Origin of the sequence: Streptococcus pseudopneumoniae (assembly GCF_001076775.1) — a bacterium.
Lineage (GTDB): Bacteria > Bacillota > Bacilli > Lactobacillales > Streptococcaceae > Streptococcus > Streptococcus pseudopneumoniae_G.
In genome coordinates, this window is record NZ_JVGV01000011.1 from 74,785 (window position 1) to 91,906 (window position 17,122).

Here is a 17,122-nt window from a genome sequence, read left to right on the forward strand (position 1 = left end):
ATTGTCGTCAAATCTCTTGCTAAAACAACTCTTTATAAAACTCAATCGTTTCTTCTAAGGTTGGCATAAATGGATTTCCTGGTGCGCAGGCATCAATCAAGGCGTTCTTAGAAAGGTATTCAAAGTCGAAATCTTTTTCTTCAATACCAAGTTCAGTCAATTTCTTAGGAATACCTACTGTCTCAGAAAGCTTTTCAATCTCAGCAATCGCATAGTCGGCACACTCTTCATCTGATTTACCTTCTACATGAAGTCCCAAGGCTTTAGCAACATTGCGGAAAGCTTCTGGTACACGTTTAGCATTTTCACGTTCTATAACTGGTAACAACATGGCACAACAAACACCGTGTGGCAAGTTATATACTGCGCCGAGTTGGTGAGCCATTGAGTGAACATAGCCCAGACCTGCATTGTTAAAGCTCATACCACCAAGGAAGATGGCATTGACCATACCTTCACGCGCTTCAATATCGTGTCCATTTGCTACAGCACGAGGAAGGTATTCCTTGATAAGCTCAATTGCTCCGATAGAGAGTTTCTTGGTCACATCATAAGCACCAGGTGTTACCAAAGCTTCAACAGCATGGGTTAGAGCATCCATACCTGTCGCTGCAGTCAAGGCTTGAGGTTTTGAAATCATCAATTCAGGGTCATTAACAGAGATAAGAGCAAGGCTATTCTTGTCAACCATTACCATCTTAACCTTGCGTTCTTCATCGGTAATCACATAGTTAATGGTAATTTCTGCAGAAGTTCCTGCCGTTGTATTGATAGCCACAACTGGCAAGCCTTTTTTAGCAGACTTATGAAGCCCTTCATAATCCTGTGGTTTTCCACCATTTGTTGCTATGATAGAAATACAACTAGCTGCATCCTGTGGAGAACCCCCACCAAGACTGATGATAAAATCACATCCATGTTCTTCCAAAGCAGCTACCCCATCTGTGACATTCTTACAAGTAGGGTTTGGCTCTACATCGCTAAAGATGACATATTCGATTCCTTCTGCATCTAGCGGTTTTAAAACCTTAGGCAAAATGTCACTTCCTTCGATGAACTTATCTGTCACCAAAAGCGCCTTTTTATAGCCAAGTTCCTTGATATAAGGACCCACTTCATTTACAACACCTTTTCCAATAAGGTTGACTGCCGGAACATAAAATGTAGCCATATAATTTTCCTCCTGCGCCTTCGCGCTATATATTTAACATCATTATATTACTTTTTGTATTCGTTTTCAATCATTTGTGAAATGTCTAACAAACATTTTTAAAAGGAGTGAAATTTGATTATTATTTATAAGATCCTTTTCAAATATGACACTCTGCTCCTTGAAACAAAATTGCATCTACCAAAGATAACAGCTATAGGCTATCCGCCGACACATGAAATGGGCTACACATCAGCCCCTATTTCAAAAAACCGACTAGCTCCTATGAACTAGTCGGTTTCTCATCAATGCGCCAACATTTCTTGGGCGATTTCTTGTCCAGATAGGTTATCTGGGTAGTAGGTTGGCCAGTTATCCATTTCTTCAAAGAGGGCTTCTTGGCTTGTGCCTCCAAAGAAGATATGGAAATGTTCTGCCTTAACTGGGGCGATATTGTGGTCACTAAACTGAACATACTTGAATTGTCCAGCATCAGCATCTGTGGCTTCAAAGAGGAAGCGCACACCACGATTTCCTTTCTTGTAAGTCAAGATTTTCTTACCAACATACTTGTAAGTATATTTCTTGCTTTGTCCACCTTGAACAAATTCCATAGTGTTATCAGTAATGTTAATCTTAGTCACATCTGTCTGATAGCCTTTTGTATAGTAGGCCTTGTACTCAGCCTGAGTCATCTTACCAGTCAACTTAGCCTTGTAGTCAAAGACTTGGTCAAAGGTTCCATCTTCAAGGAAAGGATAAACTGATTGCCAGTTACCTGCATAGTCACTCAAGGTGCGGTCCTTGACATCTGCATCTTCAAAGTAACCATTTTGAACTGTCTTGGTATCCTCTGCCTTTTCAGGCTCAATTGCTGGGCCTTCTTGGTCCGTTGTTTGTTTCAGAGCCTTGAGGTTTTTCTCCATCACGGAAATGTAGTTTTCTCCAGCCTTGGTGTCCTCTTCTGTCAGACTTTCTAAAGGATTGAGGACATCTGTTTTGACACCTGCCTCTTTTGAAAGTGTGTTAGCAAGGGCTTGTGAAGCATTTTCCTCAAAGTAGATATAGGCAATTTTATTTTTCTTGACGTACTCTGTCAATTCTGCCAAACGAGCAGCTGATGGCTCGGCATCTGGAGAAAGTCCTGAGATAGCGACTTGTTTGAGTCCATAGTCCAAGGCGAGATAGTTAAAGGCTGCGTGTTGCGTTACAAAGCTCTTTTGTTTGGCTTGAGACAAGCCTTCTGCATAAGCCTTATCCAAGGCTTGTAATTTTTCGATATAGGCAGCTGCATTCTTCTCAAAAGTCTCTTTTTTATCAGGATAATCTGCTGACAAGCTGTCACGGATGTGCTCTACTAGTTTAATGGCACGAACTGGTGATAACCAAACATGGGGATCGTACTCATGGTGATGGCCTTCTTCTCCATGGTCATGGTCTCCCTCTTCTTCCTCACCACCTGGCAAAAGCAACATATCGCCTGTCGCCTTGATGGTTTTGACCTTTTTCTTATCCAAGGTATCTAGCAATTTAGGAACCCATGTTTCCATGTTTTCATTTTCATAAACGAAGGTATCTGCATCTTGGATTTTGGCAACTGCCTTGGCAGACGGTTCATATTCATGGGGTTCTGTACCAGCACCGATTAGGAGCTCTACATTAGCCGTATCTCCTGCGACTTGCTTGGTAAATTCATAGACAGGGTAAAAGGTTGTCACAATATTTAGTTTGCCATCTGCCTGCTTTTGATTGGAACAAGCCACTAAAAACAAGGCACATAGACTGGCGAGTAATAAGCTAATTTTTTTCATGTTCATCTCCTATTTGATAAAACGTCTTACTAAACTAATGAGTAAAAAGACAGTTACAAAAATAATGGTAATACTTGCACTTGCAGGTGTTTCTGCATAGTAGGAAATGTAAAGTCCTGCTACCATTCCCAAAAATCCAATAGCACTGGCAAGCAGCATAACCGATTTAAAGTTTTTCCCCAGACGCAGGGCAATACTAGCTGGCAAGACCATAATGGTCGATACCAGAAGAGCTCCCGCAGCTGGAATCATAAGGGCAATGGCCACCCCCGTCACCATGTTAAAAAGAATGGACATGGTACGAACTGGCAAGCCATCCACAAAGGCCGTATCCTCATCAAAGGTCAGGATATACATAGGACGAAGGAAGAGGAAGGTCAAAATCAAGACAACCGCCGCAATGACAAAGAGGGAAATGACCTGCTCTTCGCTAATAGTCACGATTGAGCCGAAAAGGTACTGGTCCAAACTCATAGAACTCGAGCTTTTACCCTTGCTCATGACAATCAGAGAAACAGCCAGACCTGTTGACATGAGGATAGCTGTCCCGATTTCCATAAAGTTCTTGTAAACCGTACGGAGATACTCCAGGAAGACTGCCGCAATCAAGACAATAGCAATAGTAGAAATAGTCGGAGAAATCCCCAGAACCAGACCAAAGGCTACACCCGAAAGCGAGACGTGGCTAAGGGTATCACTCATCAAACTCTGACGACGCAAGATAAGGAAGGTTCCCAATACTGGCGAGAAAAGACTCATAGCAATAACGGCCAGAAAGGCACGCTGCATAAAGTCATAAGATAATAAACTAAGCATGGCCTACCTCCTGATCATTCTCATGAACGTTGAAACAACGCCATGGCGAGTCTTGATTACGGACTAGATGGATATTGCGGTCCGCATAGTCCTTAACTTCTTCAGGGTCATGGGTAATCATCAAAACAGCCTTACCATGATGATGGGCGCTGTGGTGCATGAGTTCGTAAAATTCATTTTTACTTCCTGCATCCATCCCCGTTGTCGGCTCATCTAGAATAAACACATCTGGATCCGAAGCAAACATGCGCGCAATCACCGCTCGCTGCTTTTGTCCTCCAGATAGAGAACCCAAGCGTTTGTCTCGGTGTTCCCACATACCAACTGAGTCCAAACTAGCCTTGATATGCTCCTCATCATGAGCATTCAAACGACGGAACCAACCCTTTCGTGGATAGCGACCCGACTTGACAAATTCATAAACCGTACTTGGAAAACCAGCGTTAAAACTGGCAATCTGTTGAGGAAGGTAAGCTATTCTCAATTTCTTACCTTGCGTATTTGTCTTTGAAATGGTCACCTTACCAATGCGTGGTTGGAGGATTCCAAGACTGGCCTTGATCAGTGTCGTCTTAGCCGCCCCATTTTCCCCTGTCAAGGTAACAAATTCCCCACTATCAACACTATAATTGATATGTTCAAGAACGGGCTCCTTATCATAATAGAAGGATAAATCCTCTACCGTAATATATCTCATTATTTGATTTCTCCTACTAAAGCAGTCAAAAACCGCTGAATAACTTTTTGTTCATTTGGAGTAAACTGAGTCGCCACTTGTTCATAGGTTAAAAGTGTATGCTCATGGTGATGATGGTGCTCCTCAGCGATTGGACGAGCCAAATCAGTCAACTGATAAAAAATCACACGCGCATCCTTAGGATCTTTAGATGTTTCCAACATTCCTTCCTTGACCAAAGACTTAATGGCCTTGGTAACTGCCGCCTGACTGACATTGAGGCGACGGGCCAACTCTGAATTTGTTAAAGATTCCTCTGACAAGAGCATGAGAATGTGCTCCTGAGTATTGGTCAGGGCCACCTCGCTAGTACAATGACCTATTAGGATTTCATGCTGATTTTCCGCCTGCAAAATCACCTCATTTAAAAAGGCATCGATATCCTTCGCTAGCTGTCTCATATCTGACTCCTTTCCTTTTGGACTTCTCTTTATTTTAAGAGAAAAATACTATTCTTTGAAAAATTATTTACTGGTTAATTATATCACAACCAAAAAAAGAGTCAAGAAAAAACGTGAAAACTAGTTTCATCCTTGAACTCTTCTATATTATGATCTATTGAAATTCCTTGACATCTCCATCATAAGTCGCCCAGTCTTTACTGAAAAAGCGCTCATTCAGATGATAAGTCGGAGCTGGTGTGGGATTGGATAGGAAAGGATCAACGGCCTTATCAAATGCCAACCAACCTAACCAACCAAGGTGAATGGTATCCTTCATAAAGAAAGCTTCCCCACCGTCCTTAGAAAAATCTGCTATATTGGTAAAACCTTGACTTTCTAACTGGTAGCGAATCTTCTGCACCGTTTGTTGGTACATATCCTCTCGTAAACCAGCATAGTCCATCCATTTTTTATTAACAGGTGGAATGATAAAAATCGGGTTTACCTTGGATTTAGAAAACTGTGTCAACACTAACTGCAAGTCATTATATTCTGGCGACTTGAGATAGGTAAAATTTTTCTGAGAATCCTTTAATTTATTCAAATCCTTCTTAATCTGTGTATTATAGAAATAATTCTCCATTCCCAGATCATTATTAGAAGTATTCTTTTCTGCATCTGCTTTGACAACATCTTCTATAGCTTGATAAGAAAACTGATCTGGCAAGGTCTTTAAATACTTAGCTACATGCTTATCGTATTTGAAATAGCCTCTAACCGAAAACTGACCAAAAAAGGAAGCTTGACGTTCATTAAAACGAGCCAATAATTCAATCATTTCATTGTCTGCCGTCGACAATTCTTCTTTACTTGCCAACTTCTGAACCAGGTCCTTCATAGCTACATTTGGAAACTGCTGTAGTAAGCGGGTCGCTGCATATTGACTAGCCTGATCTCCAGATTGATGTTCCAGAAAACTCGTCAACTGATCCCCATTAAAATACTGCTGGAAGGCTGCTGGCTCATAGCCATTTTTACTAAACCACTGGGGCGAGATGACATATACAACTTGTTTATTCTCCAGTTGTGGCAACATCTGTTGCATCCCAAAATACTGGTTGAGCGATGCAGCTCCCCTCTGTCCTAAAAGATAGGGGCGATAAGAGCGGTTGTATTTCTCAGCCAATACCGCAGGATGGGCACCGTCAAAACGAAGCCATTCACTGGAGCCAAAGAAGAGAACAAAACGCATATTTGGATCAGATAAGGCTCTGACCTTTTGACTCCGCTCCTTAAAACTTTCAATGGTAGTAGCCACCGCCGAACGCTTTTCAGCTCCCAGATCATGGCGCATCTCAGCAGGATAGAAAAAGATAAGCAGACAAACCAACAAACCAGCTATCAAGACCGGTCCGAAGATCATCCATAAGCGTTTAAGCATTTTGTAGCTCCACAATACCAGCTATGATTTTATTGGCTGTATTCCAGTCGTCACGACCAAACTCTGTTACAGGGACACGAATGTCAAAACGGTTTTCAATCTCCACAATCAATTCAACCGTTCCCATACTATCCAAGACACCTGCGTCAAAAAGATCTTCATCCATCATGTCAGAAACATCTTCCATAAACAACTCATCAATAATTTCGATAACTTCTGATTTGATATCCATATTTTATTTCCTTTTATTTTTTAAACCATAAATCATTCAAAAATCCAGAAAAGATTAAGAATGACAGCATGACGACATGGAAGGTGACAACCATGCCAAGCAACTGAATCCAGCGATTCTCAGGTAGAGCAGGCTTCCCTGATTTTTTCCGCTCCTTATTGAGCGTTTTTTTCTTGCGAATCCAAGCGTCATTGATGACCAAGCCCAGTCCATGAAAGAGGCCATAGGCGATATAGTACCAGGTCACACCATGCCAAAATCCCATAATCAGCATATTTACAATATAGGCCACGCTTGAGGTTACATTGCGATTCTTAAAGACCTTCTTTCTGGTTAACACCATGACCATTCGCATAAAGACAAAGTCACGGAACCAGAAAGAAAGACTCATGTGCCAACGATTCCAAAATTCCTTTAAATCCCTTGATAAAAAGGGCTTGTTAAAGTTGATGGGACTACGGATTCCCATTAAATTTGAAATGGCTAAGGCAAACATAGAATAACCTGCAAAGTCAAAGAAGAGTTCCAGACCAAAGGTATACATGACTGCCAAGGCATAGTGGTTAAAGAAGCCACCAGACTGCAGGGCTAGATTCTTCAGAGGAGGTAGTAAAGTCTCTCCTAAAACATGAGCTAGGATAAACTTATACAAAAAGCCCCACATGATATAGCGAACAGATTCATCCAACATATCCAGCAACTCATCCCGCTCAGGAATGGTCTGATAATTTTCATTAAAACGCTTAAAGCGATCGATTGGGCCACTTGAAAAGGTCGGCATGAAGAGAAGAAAACGGAGGAATTCCCAGAGGGTAAAATCCTTAATCACTCCATCTCTCAGCTCGATGATAATCCCAACCGAACGAAAGGTCAGGTAAGAAATTCCCAAAAACCCAAGCAAAGACTGCGTTCCATTGATAGCCGGCTGCACCTTGACAAAGATAATCGGAAGGAGGGACAGAAAACTAACTAGGTAGAAGACCCACTTGCCATCCTTGCTTTTTCGATAATGCTTGTAGAAGAGTACGAGCAATATTTCCCAGCAAAGGTAAATACCCAAGGCAGCCAACTGATTAGTCTTCCCACCTACCAACATGGTGACGATAAAGAAGAGACTAACCAGCACTTCATACCAGGCAAAGCGTTTCTTGAAAAAGAGGCCAATAAAGATGGGCAAGGTTGCAGCAATCACATAGACAAAATACTGAGGATTACCATATGGCTCTAAATGAGGAAGCTGTTGAAAGAACTCCATCATCTGCTATTCACCTCGTTAATCAATCCTTTGATGTCAATCTTTCCATTTGGAGTCAGTGGCAAACTGTCTCGATAAAGGAATTTAGACGGCATCATGTAGGACATCATGATATCTGTTAAATCTTCCTTGATAGCCTTGGTAATATCAATATCTCGCTCAAACTGCTCACGAACACCGTCTTTCAAGATGACATAAGCCAATAGATTTTGCACCTTGTGGTCTTTATTATAACGTGGTACAGCTACAGCAGACTCGATAAAGCGAGACTTATTTAGGTTTTGAGAGACATCTTCTAACTCAATGCGGTAACCGTTGAACTTAATCTGGAAGTCCATGCGTCCGCCGTAGAGAAGCAAGCCTTCATCTGTCATAGTTCCCACATCTCCTGTATGGTAGGCTGGTAGACCTTCAAACTCAAAGAAGGCTTCTGCCGTTTTTTCAGGATTGTTCATATAACCTTTTGAAACGGCTGGTCCCGAAACAATGATTTCTCCCTGTTCGCCATTTGGCAATTTATTGCCTTCCTCGTCAATGATAAAGGTTGGAGAATCAGCCTTGGTATAGCCGATTGGTAGGCGTTTGAGAGTTGCCAACATCTCGTCTGTCACAGCAACAGCTGACAGGGCTACTGTCGCTTCTGTTGGACCGTAGGCATTGATAATATGGGCATTGGGGAAACGCTCACGTAGTTTTTGAGCCGTTTTGACCGTCAATTCTTCGCCATCAAAGTAAAAATGCGTGATACCTGGCATTTTCTCGCTGTTGAAGTCTTCTGATAACATGGCCATATCCGCAAAAGAAGGGGTTGATGTCCAGATAGCGATTGGCAATGAAAAGATGGTCGCAAAGAGTTGCTTAAAGTCCTGAGTAATAGCTGAAGGAAGAGCGAAGAGCGTACCACCCAGTGCCAAGGTCGGTGCCCAGTACATGACAGACAAGTCAAAAGAATAAGGTGGCTGAGCCAGCATTTGCGGACGACTTGGCGTCGCAAATTCCTTGTCCGTAATCATCCAATTGGTAAAGCTGAGGAGATTATCATGTGAAATCTGCACTCCCTTTGGCTTACCAGTCGTACCAGAAGTAAAGATAATGTAGTAATTATCATCTCCCTTGACTGGATGCGTGATTTCATAGTTATTCCCTTGAGCAAAGGCTTCTTGAACCTGAGCTAGAGTCATCATCGATGTAGAAACCTGCTCCAATGGGAAGTCTGAAATGGCAATAATCAAACTTGGCTCCGCTACTTCTAAAATAGCTGAAACTCGCTCCAAGGCCGAATGGCTGTCAATAGGAATATAGGCATGACCTGACTTAGTCAGCGCTACAAAAGTTGCCAACATTTCATATTCTTGGCCACCAAAAACAACCACAGGAGACTTCTCAGGCAAATCCAGTTGATCAATGGCTGCAGCCAAACTATCCGAATCAGCCTTCAAATCTCCATAAGTATGTTCCTGCCCCAAAACATTGTAAACAGGATAGCTAGGCTGTGTCTGAGCAAAATGCTCAATGGTTTCAATCATATCTACTATTGGTTTATTTGACACAATAGGGATTCTCCTTCAAGTTAAAATTCATTATAGATAAAGCTTCCTTGACCCTGACCAAGATAGCTAAAGAAGTAAAGCAGCCCCAGAAAGATAAGAAAATACAAGGCTGTCCGACCAAGAAAGAGGTACAATTCTTTTCTCTGTTTCATCAAGAAAAACCATTCATTTCTGTAATTTTTGCTAAATAAGATAGACTCTTACTATAGTATTTTTCTACCATTGTACCACTTTATAGGCTAGTTTTTCAATTGTTTACCGTACATTTTCACTAGATTTCAGCTTATTTTAAGGGTTATGCGCTTTTTCTATGTATATTTCAAGTAGAGTGATACTGTTTCAAAACTCCATTTCATGAGAAAATGAAGGAAATCTTCCCATAATAAAACGCACGATATCAAGTTTTTTCAACACCTGATACTATGCGATTTTCTGATTTTTAAAGACTTTTTAACTAGTCTCTCATTTAAAATAATCTCGTCTGATATAAATTAAAATAGCTTCTATCACCAGACAAATGGCCGATATCCAAAAACTGATACTAATACCAAAACTCTCAGTAATATAGCTCATTAGCAAAACAAATACTGAAAATGCTAGTGTCGAAATCACTTCCAGAACGGAATAGACATTAACCAAGTTATTTTCCTCTACTGTTTCCTGAAGAAATACACTTTCAGGAACTTCTTTTAGCTGCGATAACATACCAACTAAAGCTGAAAATACTAAAAACATCTGTGCATTTGGCAAAAATAGAATAGTCAGCGTCACTATTGCCATGGCTATAAGAGAAAAAAGAATACTTTCCCATTTAGAAGCAAGAAACTTTTCAGATAGCCGAAAAGCAATTAAGCCACTAATTATAATACCAATAGAGTATGCTGTATTAGAATATCCCCAGTAACTTTCCGTTTCATTTAATAACTCAGTTACAAAGACAAGTATGATAGACGAAACCCAAATCGTATTTGAGAAAATTTCAAATAAATTTGCTGATACAAAAAGTCTTAATCTAGGATCTCTAGCAACTAACTTCCAACCTTTGAGCAAAATTTCAAGATTGGTCTCTGACTCTAGTACCTCCACTTCAGCGTTAGGCAGAAATAACATCAGAAAGCTAGAAATGATATACAAGATTAAAATGATAAACGTGGTAGGCAACAGACCAATTGTTGCAAACAAGAGTCCACCCAACCCCCACCCTACCAATTGAACAGCTTCACCAGTCATTGACAAGGCTGAGTTAGCCTTGCCCAAATCGGTCGCATAGCGCGGCACAATAGCATAGGAAACGGGTGCTGCAAAACCATCTAATATGGAAATTGCAACAACAAATAGATAGATCACCAAAGTCGCTACTGATTGCATTACGGTAAACATTCCTACCAGTATCGCCAATAATATAGTCTTTCCAAATTGGGATAAAGATAAAACCCTATTTAGCGCTATCCTTTTAGTAACTAAAGGAACTAAAAGACTTGCAACAAAAGAGGATATCCCTATTAAAATGGGAACTAGTGATGTGGCAATTACTGATTTTGAAATAATGTATATGTTAGCAATGATTGTTACTCTAAAGAAAATATCTGCTAAATTTGCAAACAATTGAGAGACTAACAATTTGATAAATGAATTAGACATATAGCTCTCCTATCTTAGTTGCCAACTTTGGAATTAAAATTTGATTTTTAATATTTTAGCATAAAATAGCAGAAAACAAAAGTGAGGTTTTTTACATGAGAAAGCAAAAGCTAGTGCCTTTATTCTTCCTATTTTTTGAAGGAATTATTATCGTTGGAGGCTAGCTCTAAGAAGTTATACTCAATGAAAAAAGCCTGAGATACTCATCTCAAGCTCTATTTTCTAAATTAGAAAAGTGAGAATACGAGAACGGCCAAGGCTGCACCAATAACAGGTCCTACAACAGGAATCCAAGCGTAACCCCAGTCACCATCTCCTTTGTTAGGAATAGGAAGGAGGCTGTGCATGATACGAGGTCCTAGGTCACGAGCTGGGTTGAGAGCGGAGCCTGTAGTTCCACCGAGAGACAAACCAATCCCTGCAATCAAGGTACCAACGGCAAAAGTACCAAGTCCTGCTTGAAGGTCATAAAGACCAAGTGCAAAGATGGTCAATAGCAAAACAAAGGTTCCAAGGATTTCACTGATTAGATTGGAAGTAGTGTCTTTGATAGCTGGACCTGTACTGAAGGTTGCAAGGATATTTCCAGGATTTTCTTCTGCTAGGTAATGCGGTTTGAACTGTAACCAGACAAGGACTTGCCCCACCATGGCTCCAGCGAATTGAGCGATGATATAAGGAATCACAGATGCCCAAGCTAGTCCACCATTAAGAGCAACCCCAATCGTCACCGCTGGATTCAAATGTGCCGGACTTAACTTGCCAGAGATAAAGGCTGCCACTGCAACTGCAATCCCCCAACCAAGAGTAATGACGATCCAACCTGAGTTATGGCTCTTCGTTTTCGGAAGAACCACTCCTGCTACAACCCCATTTCCCAAAAGAATCAGGATTAAGGTTCCCAAAAATTCTCCAAATAATTCATTCATCATCTTTCTATCTCCATTAAAAAGAAGGGGCGGGCGACAAGGATTGTTGCCCGCCGCCTCTTTTATTTTTTCTTAATTTTTTAATTCTGCTAAATCGTTGTTAGCAAGAGCTGCTTCGACATCCGCACGGTAAGCGGCTTTTTCTTCTTCAGTCCAGTCATAGAATCGTCCCATTTCATCCAAAACTGGCTCAACGATGCTATCCAAACTATCACGCATAAAGAGCATGTGGTTGGTACGACGAAGGAGGAAGTCAACTGGGCTCAGAGCCAACTCATTGCGCATTGCATAGTGAAGGGACAAGGTATCTGCCAAGCTGAGTCCTGGTGCTTGTTCTAAACTATGAGCAAGAGCAAAGACTTTCGGTGCATTTGAACCATAAAGATTTGCTAGGTAATGAGCTTCCTTGCTATCCAAACCACGTGACACTCCAAGTTGCGCAAAGGCTTCGATTTCTGAGTCCACATTTGCTGGGTTCAATTCCCCACCTGAAACAGGGTAAGTCTTAGAATTGATGAGTTTAAAGCTACGGTCAAATTCTGCTTTGAGGATGTCAACCACGCGCTCCATAGCTCCTTCAGCCATCTTACGGTAGTCTGTGATTTTACCACCAGCAAGGGTCAAGAGACCATTATCATCTCGGTCCAAGCTAGAACCACGAGAAACTGCAGATGGGTCCAAATGTTTCTCAGAGGTACTGCTTTCAAGCTTGCTAACAGCAGCCTCTACATCTTCACGAGTTTTTTCTTTAGAGAGATAAGATTCAACAGTCGTAATCAAGTTGTTAAAGCTTTCATCACTGATGGTTCCGTTATTTCCTCCATTGTAGTCAGAAGCGCTATTGCCTGCGATCAATGGACGAAGACCTGCCCAGCTGCTTTCGATATCATCAATAGTAATGTTGGCTTCTGGGAAGCGGTTATTGACAATGCCAAGTAGGTAATCTACATCTTCCTGCGTCACTTTTGGATGTTCCAAATCACCTGTGTAGTCTGTATCCGTTGTACCAAAGTAAGTCTTGTTTTCACGCGGGAGAACAAAGACCATACGACCATCTCCCAAACCAGTGTCAAAGTAAACTGGCTGCGAAACCTTGATCTTGCTTGAGTCCACTACCAAGTGAACTCCCTTAGTTGGACGCATTTGTGAGAATTGCGTTCCTTTATTAGACAAATTGCGCACCTTGTCGCTCCAAGGACCTGTTGTATTGATAACCAGACGGGCCTTGATTTCAAAGACTTGGTCTGTCAAGAGATCACGAGCTACAACACCTGTAATCTTGCCACTTTCGTCAAATAGGAAGCCTTCTGCCTTCACGTGGTTGGCAATGAGGGCACCGTCTTGGTTGGCACGTTTGATGTTTTCAATCACGAGACGTGCATCGTTGTTACGGAAGTCAAGGTAAACCCCACCTCCTACCAAACCTTCTTTCTTCAAGTTTGGCTGGCGTTCCAAGACTTCTTCCTTGCTCAAAACCTTGTTAGCAGCTGGTGTGTTGTTAACTCCTGCCAAGAGGTCGTACAAGTCCATAGCTACTTTCAGACGGAAGAGGCTAAAGGTCGCTCCATCTTCATCGTAAACTGGCAAGAGCATTGGGTCTGGTTTTGGAATATGTGGTGCGATTTGTTGAACTACAGCACGTTCTGAAACTGTATCTGATACCACTTCTACGTCGAATTGTTTGAGGTAACGAAGACCGCCGTGAACCAATTTTGTTGAACGGCTGGATGTTCCTTCTGCGAAGTCCTGCATTTCAATCAAACCAGTATCTAGACCACTAGCTGCCGCCTGCAAGGCTACACCAGCTCCTGTGATTCCTCCACCGATAATCAAGAGGTCCAAGGTACGTTCTTGCATTTTTTTAATTGATAATTCACGTGTTTTCTTTGAAAATTCCATATTTACACACTTTCTAACCGAGTCGCTTTATTCTTCCAGTATTAGTCGTCTACTTCCGCAAAGACTTGGGTTGCTTTTACAGCCTTCTTCCAGCCCTTGTAGAGTTGTTCCTTGCGAGATTCGTTCATAGATGGTTCAAAGAGTTCTCCTGTCTCGTTCAAGAGTTTCAACTCATCCAAGTCTTTCCAGTAACCTACTGACAAACCTGCTAAGAAGGCTGCCCCCAAAGCTGTTGTTTCCAAGTTTTTGGCGCGTGCGATATCGATTCCCAAAATGTCAGCTTGGAACTGCATGAGGAAATTGTTCATGGCTGCACCACCGTCTACTTTCAAGACTTGGATAGCTGTCTGCGCATCCACTTGCATGGTGTCGATGATATCACGCACCTGATAAGCGATAGATTGCAAAGTCGCCTTGATAAAGTCTTCTTTAGTTGTTCCACGAGTTAAGCCAAAGACAGAACCGCGAGCGTTTTGGTTCCAGTATGGAGCACCTAGACCTGTAAAGGCTGGAACGACATAAACTTCATCATTGTTGTGAGAATCACGAGCGTATTTTTCAGATTCTGGTGAATTTTCAACCATGCGAAGACCGTCACGAAGCCACTGAATGGCACTTCCTGCGATGAAGATGGAACCTTCCAAGGCATAGTAAACCTTGCCGTTGATTCCGTAACCAATCGTTGTCAAGAGGTTATTTTCAGACAACTGCATCTCTTCCCCAGTATTCATGATGATGAAAGAACCTGTTCCATAAGTATTTTTAACCATACCAGGTTCAAAGGCCAACTGTCCAAAGAGGGCCGCTTGTTGGTCCCCAGCCATACCTGAGATTGGAACTTCTCCACCATAGAAATGGAATGGGGCTGTTTTACCGTAGATTTCAGAGTTAGAACGAACTTCCGGAAGCATAGCCTTAGGAATGTTGAGGATTTCCAAAATCTCATCATCCCATTTGAGTTCTTTAATGTTATAAAGCATGGTACGGGCTGCATTTGAGTAGTCCGTCACGTGAGCCGCACCGTCAGTCAATTTCCAAACCAACCAAGTATCAATGGTACCAAAGAGCAATTCCCCTTTTTCTGCTCGCTCTTGAGCGCCTTCTACATGATCCAAAATCCAACGAACCTTAGTCGCTGAGAAGTAAGCATCGATGATCAAACCAGTCTTTTCATGGAATTTTTCCACATAACCTTGACTTTTTAGTTGCTCAGCCAAAGGGGCTGTTTGGCGAGACTGCCAAACGATAGCGTTGTAGATAGGAAGTCCTGTTTTCTTATCCCAGACGACAGTTGTTTCACGTTGGTTGGTAATTCCGATTGCTTCGATTTGATTTGGCTTGACACCACTTTCGATGAAAGCTCCAGCAATAACAGACTGGACGGAATTCCAAATTTCATTGGCATTGTGCTCAACCCAACCTGCCTGAGGGAAAATCTGAGTAAACTCTTTTTGACTCGAGCTAACTTTTTCTCCTTTTTTGTTGAAAATGATGGCACGAGAGCTTGTAGTCCCCTGGTCAATGGCCATGATGTATTTTTCTTGTGACATGTGCTGTCCTCCTGATAAAGATCTTGAGGATGTTTCCTCTTTACACTTACTAGTATACAAAATAAAACGCTTTCTTGTTCATCAACTTTTTTTAATTTTTAAAAAAATGTGAGGAGATTGTGTGAATTTCACAAAAAAGACCTGGAACGACCAAGCCTTTTAAGTGAATAATAACTGACGAATAGCCGCCAAATCTTCCATATCCAAGTCATTTTTTAAATAATAGACTGGGGTTTGTTCCTTCTTATGAATGGGGTTATTGGTAACCAGCAAATCATAATGTCGAGTTCGGTCATAGGCTTCAATGGTAATAAAACGATTATATTCCAAATACCGTTTTAAAATGGCTGCCATCCTTGAAAAGACAAGAAAACCAGATGTCAAATCCAGACCAATCCGCATATGCTGACCACCATTTTCAGCCATATATTCCATCAACTGAAGCCATTCCCAGAGAATTTTCTTATCCAAATCCGTCCCCTGCTGAAAGGCAGGCAAGGCACGAAAAATCTCCTCTGCCGTTCCCCTAAAATCATGTTCCATCAGCAAATAGGGATGACGATTCTCCAACTGGTACTTGTAGCGGTCCTGTAAAATATAGCCCTTATAGAGATAGACTTGAGCACAAAGCTGACTGAGTTCATAAGTGACATGGTCCTCTGTATAGTCCCCCAATAGTTCCTCCTTCTTCATTTCTTGAATCAATTGCGTCAGCAAATCTGCCAACTGCCCTCCAAAACCAAGGATATACTCCATAGTATGAAGAGGAAGAATACGATGAGATAGGAGAAATGAGAAGAAAATCATCATCTCTCCATCCTCAGTTCCGAGAGGAAGGTGTTGCCCAGCAAAAAAGGACGGAGCCTTTCTCAGCAAACGAAGGTAGAAAATATTGTCAAAATACCCTCGCATTTTCTCTTCTATGACTTGAAACTGACAGGCATTGACCCGTAGACGCTGTTGACTGATATGAGCCCAGAGAACCAAGTCCAATTTCTGCCCCGCAGACAAACATGCACCGCAGATTTCTTCTAGTGTAGCAATCTCCTGTTTTCTCTCTGGTTTCTGCATGTGACCTTCCCACTCCTGACTTGACCAGACCTTGCGAAAAAGACAGAAATAGAAATAGCGAATCTGATGCTCTGGACCTCGCCAACGTCCATTTTGGATGGATAAGTCAAATTCTGACAAAATCTGATTTAGACTAGCTAAGTGGCGACCAAGCGTAGCCTCACTAATCATCAATTCTTGAGCCAATTGATGGGCTAAAAACTGTTGGTGGTAGAGAAGATAGACTAAAATTTGGTATTTAACAGCATTCTCCAAAAACAGGCTCCTAATATCTCTCCCCTTGGTAGTTGCACCGATTGACAGGCGCAGATTTTCATCTTCTAAGTGAATAGTCAGCTCTAAGCCACTATCCAAAGCCTTTTCATTAAGCAGGGTGACATATTTGGTTAGAGTTGCTTTTGAAAATCCTGTTTCCTCCATTACAGCCTTGACAGTCGTCTGAGACTCTTGTAATAGAAAGGAAAGGATTGAAAATTGACCAGATTCAGCCTTTTCCATCAAATCTCCTAAATACATTTGTTACCCCTTTCATTTTCTACCTTAAGCATAGCATAAATCTTAGAAATGCTGAAATAATCTGTTTCTCTTTTTATTTTCATGCTGATTTCCTGGTCCATTACCCTAAAAATCAGCAAACACACGGCTCCCCCTTTGGGCA

General features: G+C 41.7%; 15 protein-coding genes. All 15 read right to left on the bottom strand.

Going from position 1 to position 17,122, the window contains the following annotated elements:
* Positions 1-19 precede the first annotated feature (19 nt).
* The 15 genes from ADJ60_RS02470 to ADJ60_RS02540 all read right to left on the bottom strand — a co-directional run bounded on the left by ADJ60_RS02470 (position 20) and on the right by ADJ60_RS02540 (position 16,980).
* A complete protein-coding gene (locus tag ADJ60_RS02470; protein WP_049543204.1) occupies positions 20-1,171 on the bottom strand; it encodes an iron-containing alcohol dehydrogenase in 1,152 nt (383 codons plus the stop codon).
* Between the two features lie 284 nt (positions 1,172-1,455).
* On the bottom strand, positions 1,456-2,961 hold the full coding sequence (gene adcA, locus ADJ60_RS02475) for a zinc ABC transporter substrate-binding lipoprotein AdcA (RefSeq protein ID WP_049543207.1): 1,506 nt from the start codon (positions 2,959-2,961) through the stop codon (positions 1,456-1,458).
* Between the two features lie 9 nt (positions 2,962-2,970).
* Complete coding sequence (locus ADJ60_RS02480; RefSeq protein WP_045612455.1) at positions 2,971-3,777, bottom strand: metal ABC transporter permease; 807 nt, start codon at positions 3,775-3,777, stop codon at positions 2,971-2,973.
* A complete protein-coding gene (locus tag ADJ60_RS02485; RefSeq protein WP_001269496.1) occupies positions 3,770-4,474 on the bottom strand; it encodes a metal ABC transporter ATP-binding protein in 705 nt (234 codons plus the stop codon). Before ADJ60_RS02485 ends, ADJ60_RS02480 begins: the two co-directional genes overlap by 8 nt.
* Positions 4,474-4,914 (bottom strand): zinc-dependent transcriptional regulator AdcR, encoded by a 441-nt coding sequence (gene adcR / locus ADJ60_RS02490; RefSeq protein ID WP_001249308.1) that lies wholly within the window; start codon positions 4,912-4,914, stop codon positions 4,474-4,476. Before adcR ends, ADJ60_RS02485 begins: the two co-directional genes overlap by 1 nt.
* 154 nt (positions 4,915-5,068) lie before the next feature.
* Complete coding sequence (gene dltD / locus ADJ60_RS02495; RefSeq protein WP_049543209.1) at positions 5,069-6,337, bottom strand: D-alanyl-lipoteichoic acid biosynthesis protein DltD; 1,269 nt, start codon at positions 6,335-6,337, stop codon at positions 5,069-5,071.
* Positions 6,330-6,569, bottom strand: coding sequence for a D-alanine--poly(phosphoribitol) ligase subunit DltC (gene dltC / locus ADJ60_RS02500; protein ID WP_000351967.1), 240 nt, complete (start codon positions 6,567-6,569; stop codon positions 6,330-6,332). The genes dltD and dltC overlap by 8 nt, the downstream gene beginning before the upstream one ends.
* A 13-nt stretch (positions 6,570-6,582) precedes the next feature.
* Complete coding sequence (gene dltB / locus ADJ60_RS02505; RefSeq protein ID WP_049543211.1) at positions 6,583-7,827, bottom strand: D-alanyl-lipoteichoic acid biosynthesis protein DltB; 1,245 nt, start codon at positions 7,825-7,827, stop codon at positions 6,583-6,585.
* Entirely contained in the window at positions 7,824-9,374 is a 1,551-nt protein-coding gene (gene dltA, locus ADJ60_RS02510; protein WP_049543214.1) for a D-alanine--poly(phosphoribitol) ligase subunit DltA, read from the bottom strand. Before dltA ends, dltB begins: the two co-directional genes overlap by 4 nt.
* Positions 9,375-9,394: 20 nt before the next feature.
* Positions 9,395-9,526 (bottom strand): teichoic acid D-Ala incorporation-associated protein DltX, encoded by a 132-nt coding sequence (locus ADJ60_RS02515; protein WP_000813667.1) that lies wholly within the window; start codon positions 9,524-9,526, stop codon positions 9,395-9,397.
* Between the two features lie 310 nt (positions 9,527-9,836).
* Entirely contained in the window at positions 9,837-11,015 is a 1,179-nt protein-coding gene (locus tag ADJ60_RS02520) for a ryptide export MFS transporter (RefSeq protein ID WP_049543216.1), read from the bottom strand.
* Between the two features lie 227 nt (positions 11,016-11,242).
* The gene (locus ADJ60_RS02525) at positions 11,243-11,947 is read right to left on the bottom strand and encodes an MIP/aquaporin family protein (protein ID WP_049543217.1); all 705 of its coding nucleotides are present in this window, start codon (positions 11,945-11,947) and stop codon (positions 11,243-11,245) included.
* A 69-nt stretch (positions 11,948-12,016) separates the two neighbouring features.
* On the bottom strand, positions 12,017-13,843 hold the full coding sequence (glpO, locus tag ADJ60_RS02530) for a type 1 glycerol-3-phosphate oxidase (RefSeq protein ID WP_049543219.1): 1,827 nt from the start codon (positions 13,841-13,843) through the stop codon (positions 12,017-12,019).
* A 41-nt stretch (positions 13,844-13,884) separates the two neighbouring features.
* Positions 13,885-15,393, bottom strand: a complete 1,509-nt coding sequence (gene glpK / locus ADJ60_RS02535) for a glycerol kinase GlpK (RefSeq protein WP_000076786.1) — start codon at positions 15,391-15,393, stop codon at positions 13,885-13,887.
* 159 nt (positions 15,394-15,552) lie between these two features.
* Positions 15,553-16,980 (bottom strand): helix-turn-helix domain-containing protein, encoded by a 1,428-nt coding sequence (locus ADJ60_RS02540; RefSeq protein ID WP_049543222.1) that lies wholly within the window; start codon positions 16,978-16,980, stop codon positions 15,553-15,555.
* Positions 16,981-17,122 lie beyond the last annotated feature (142 nt).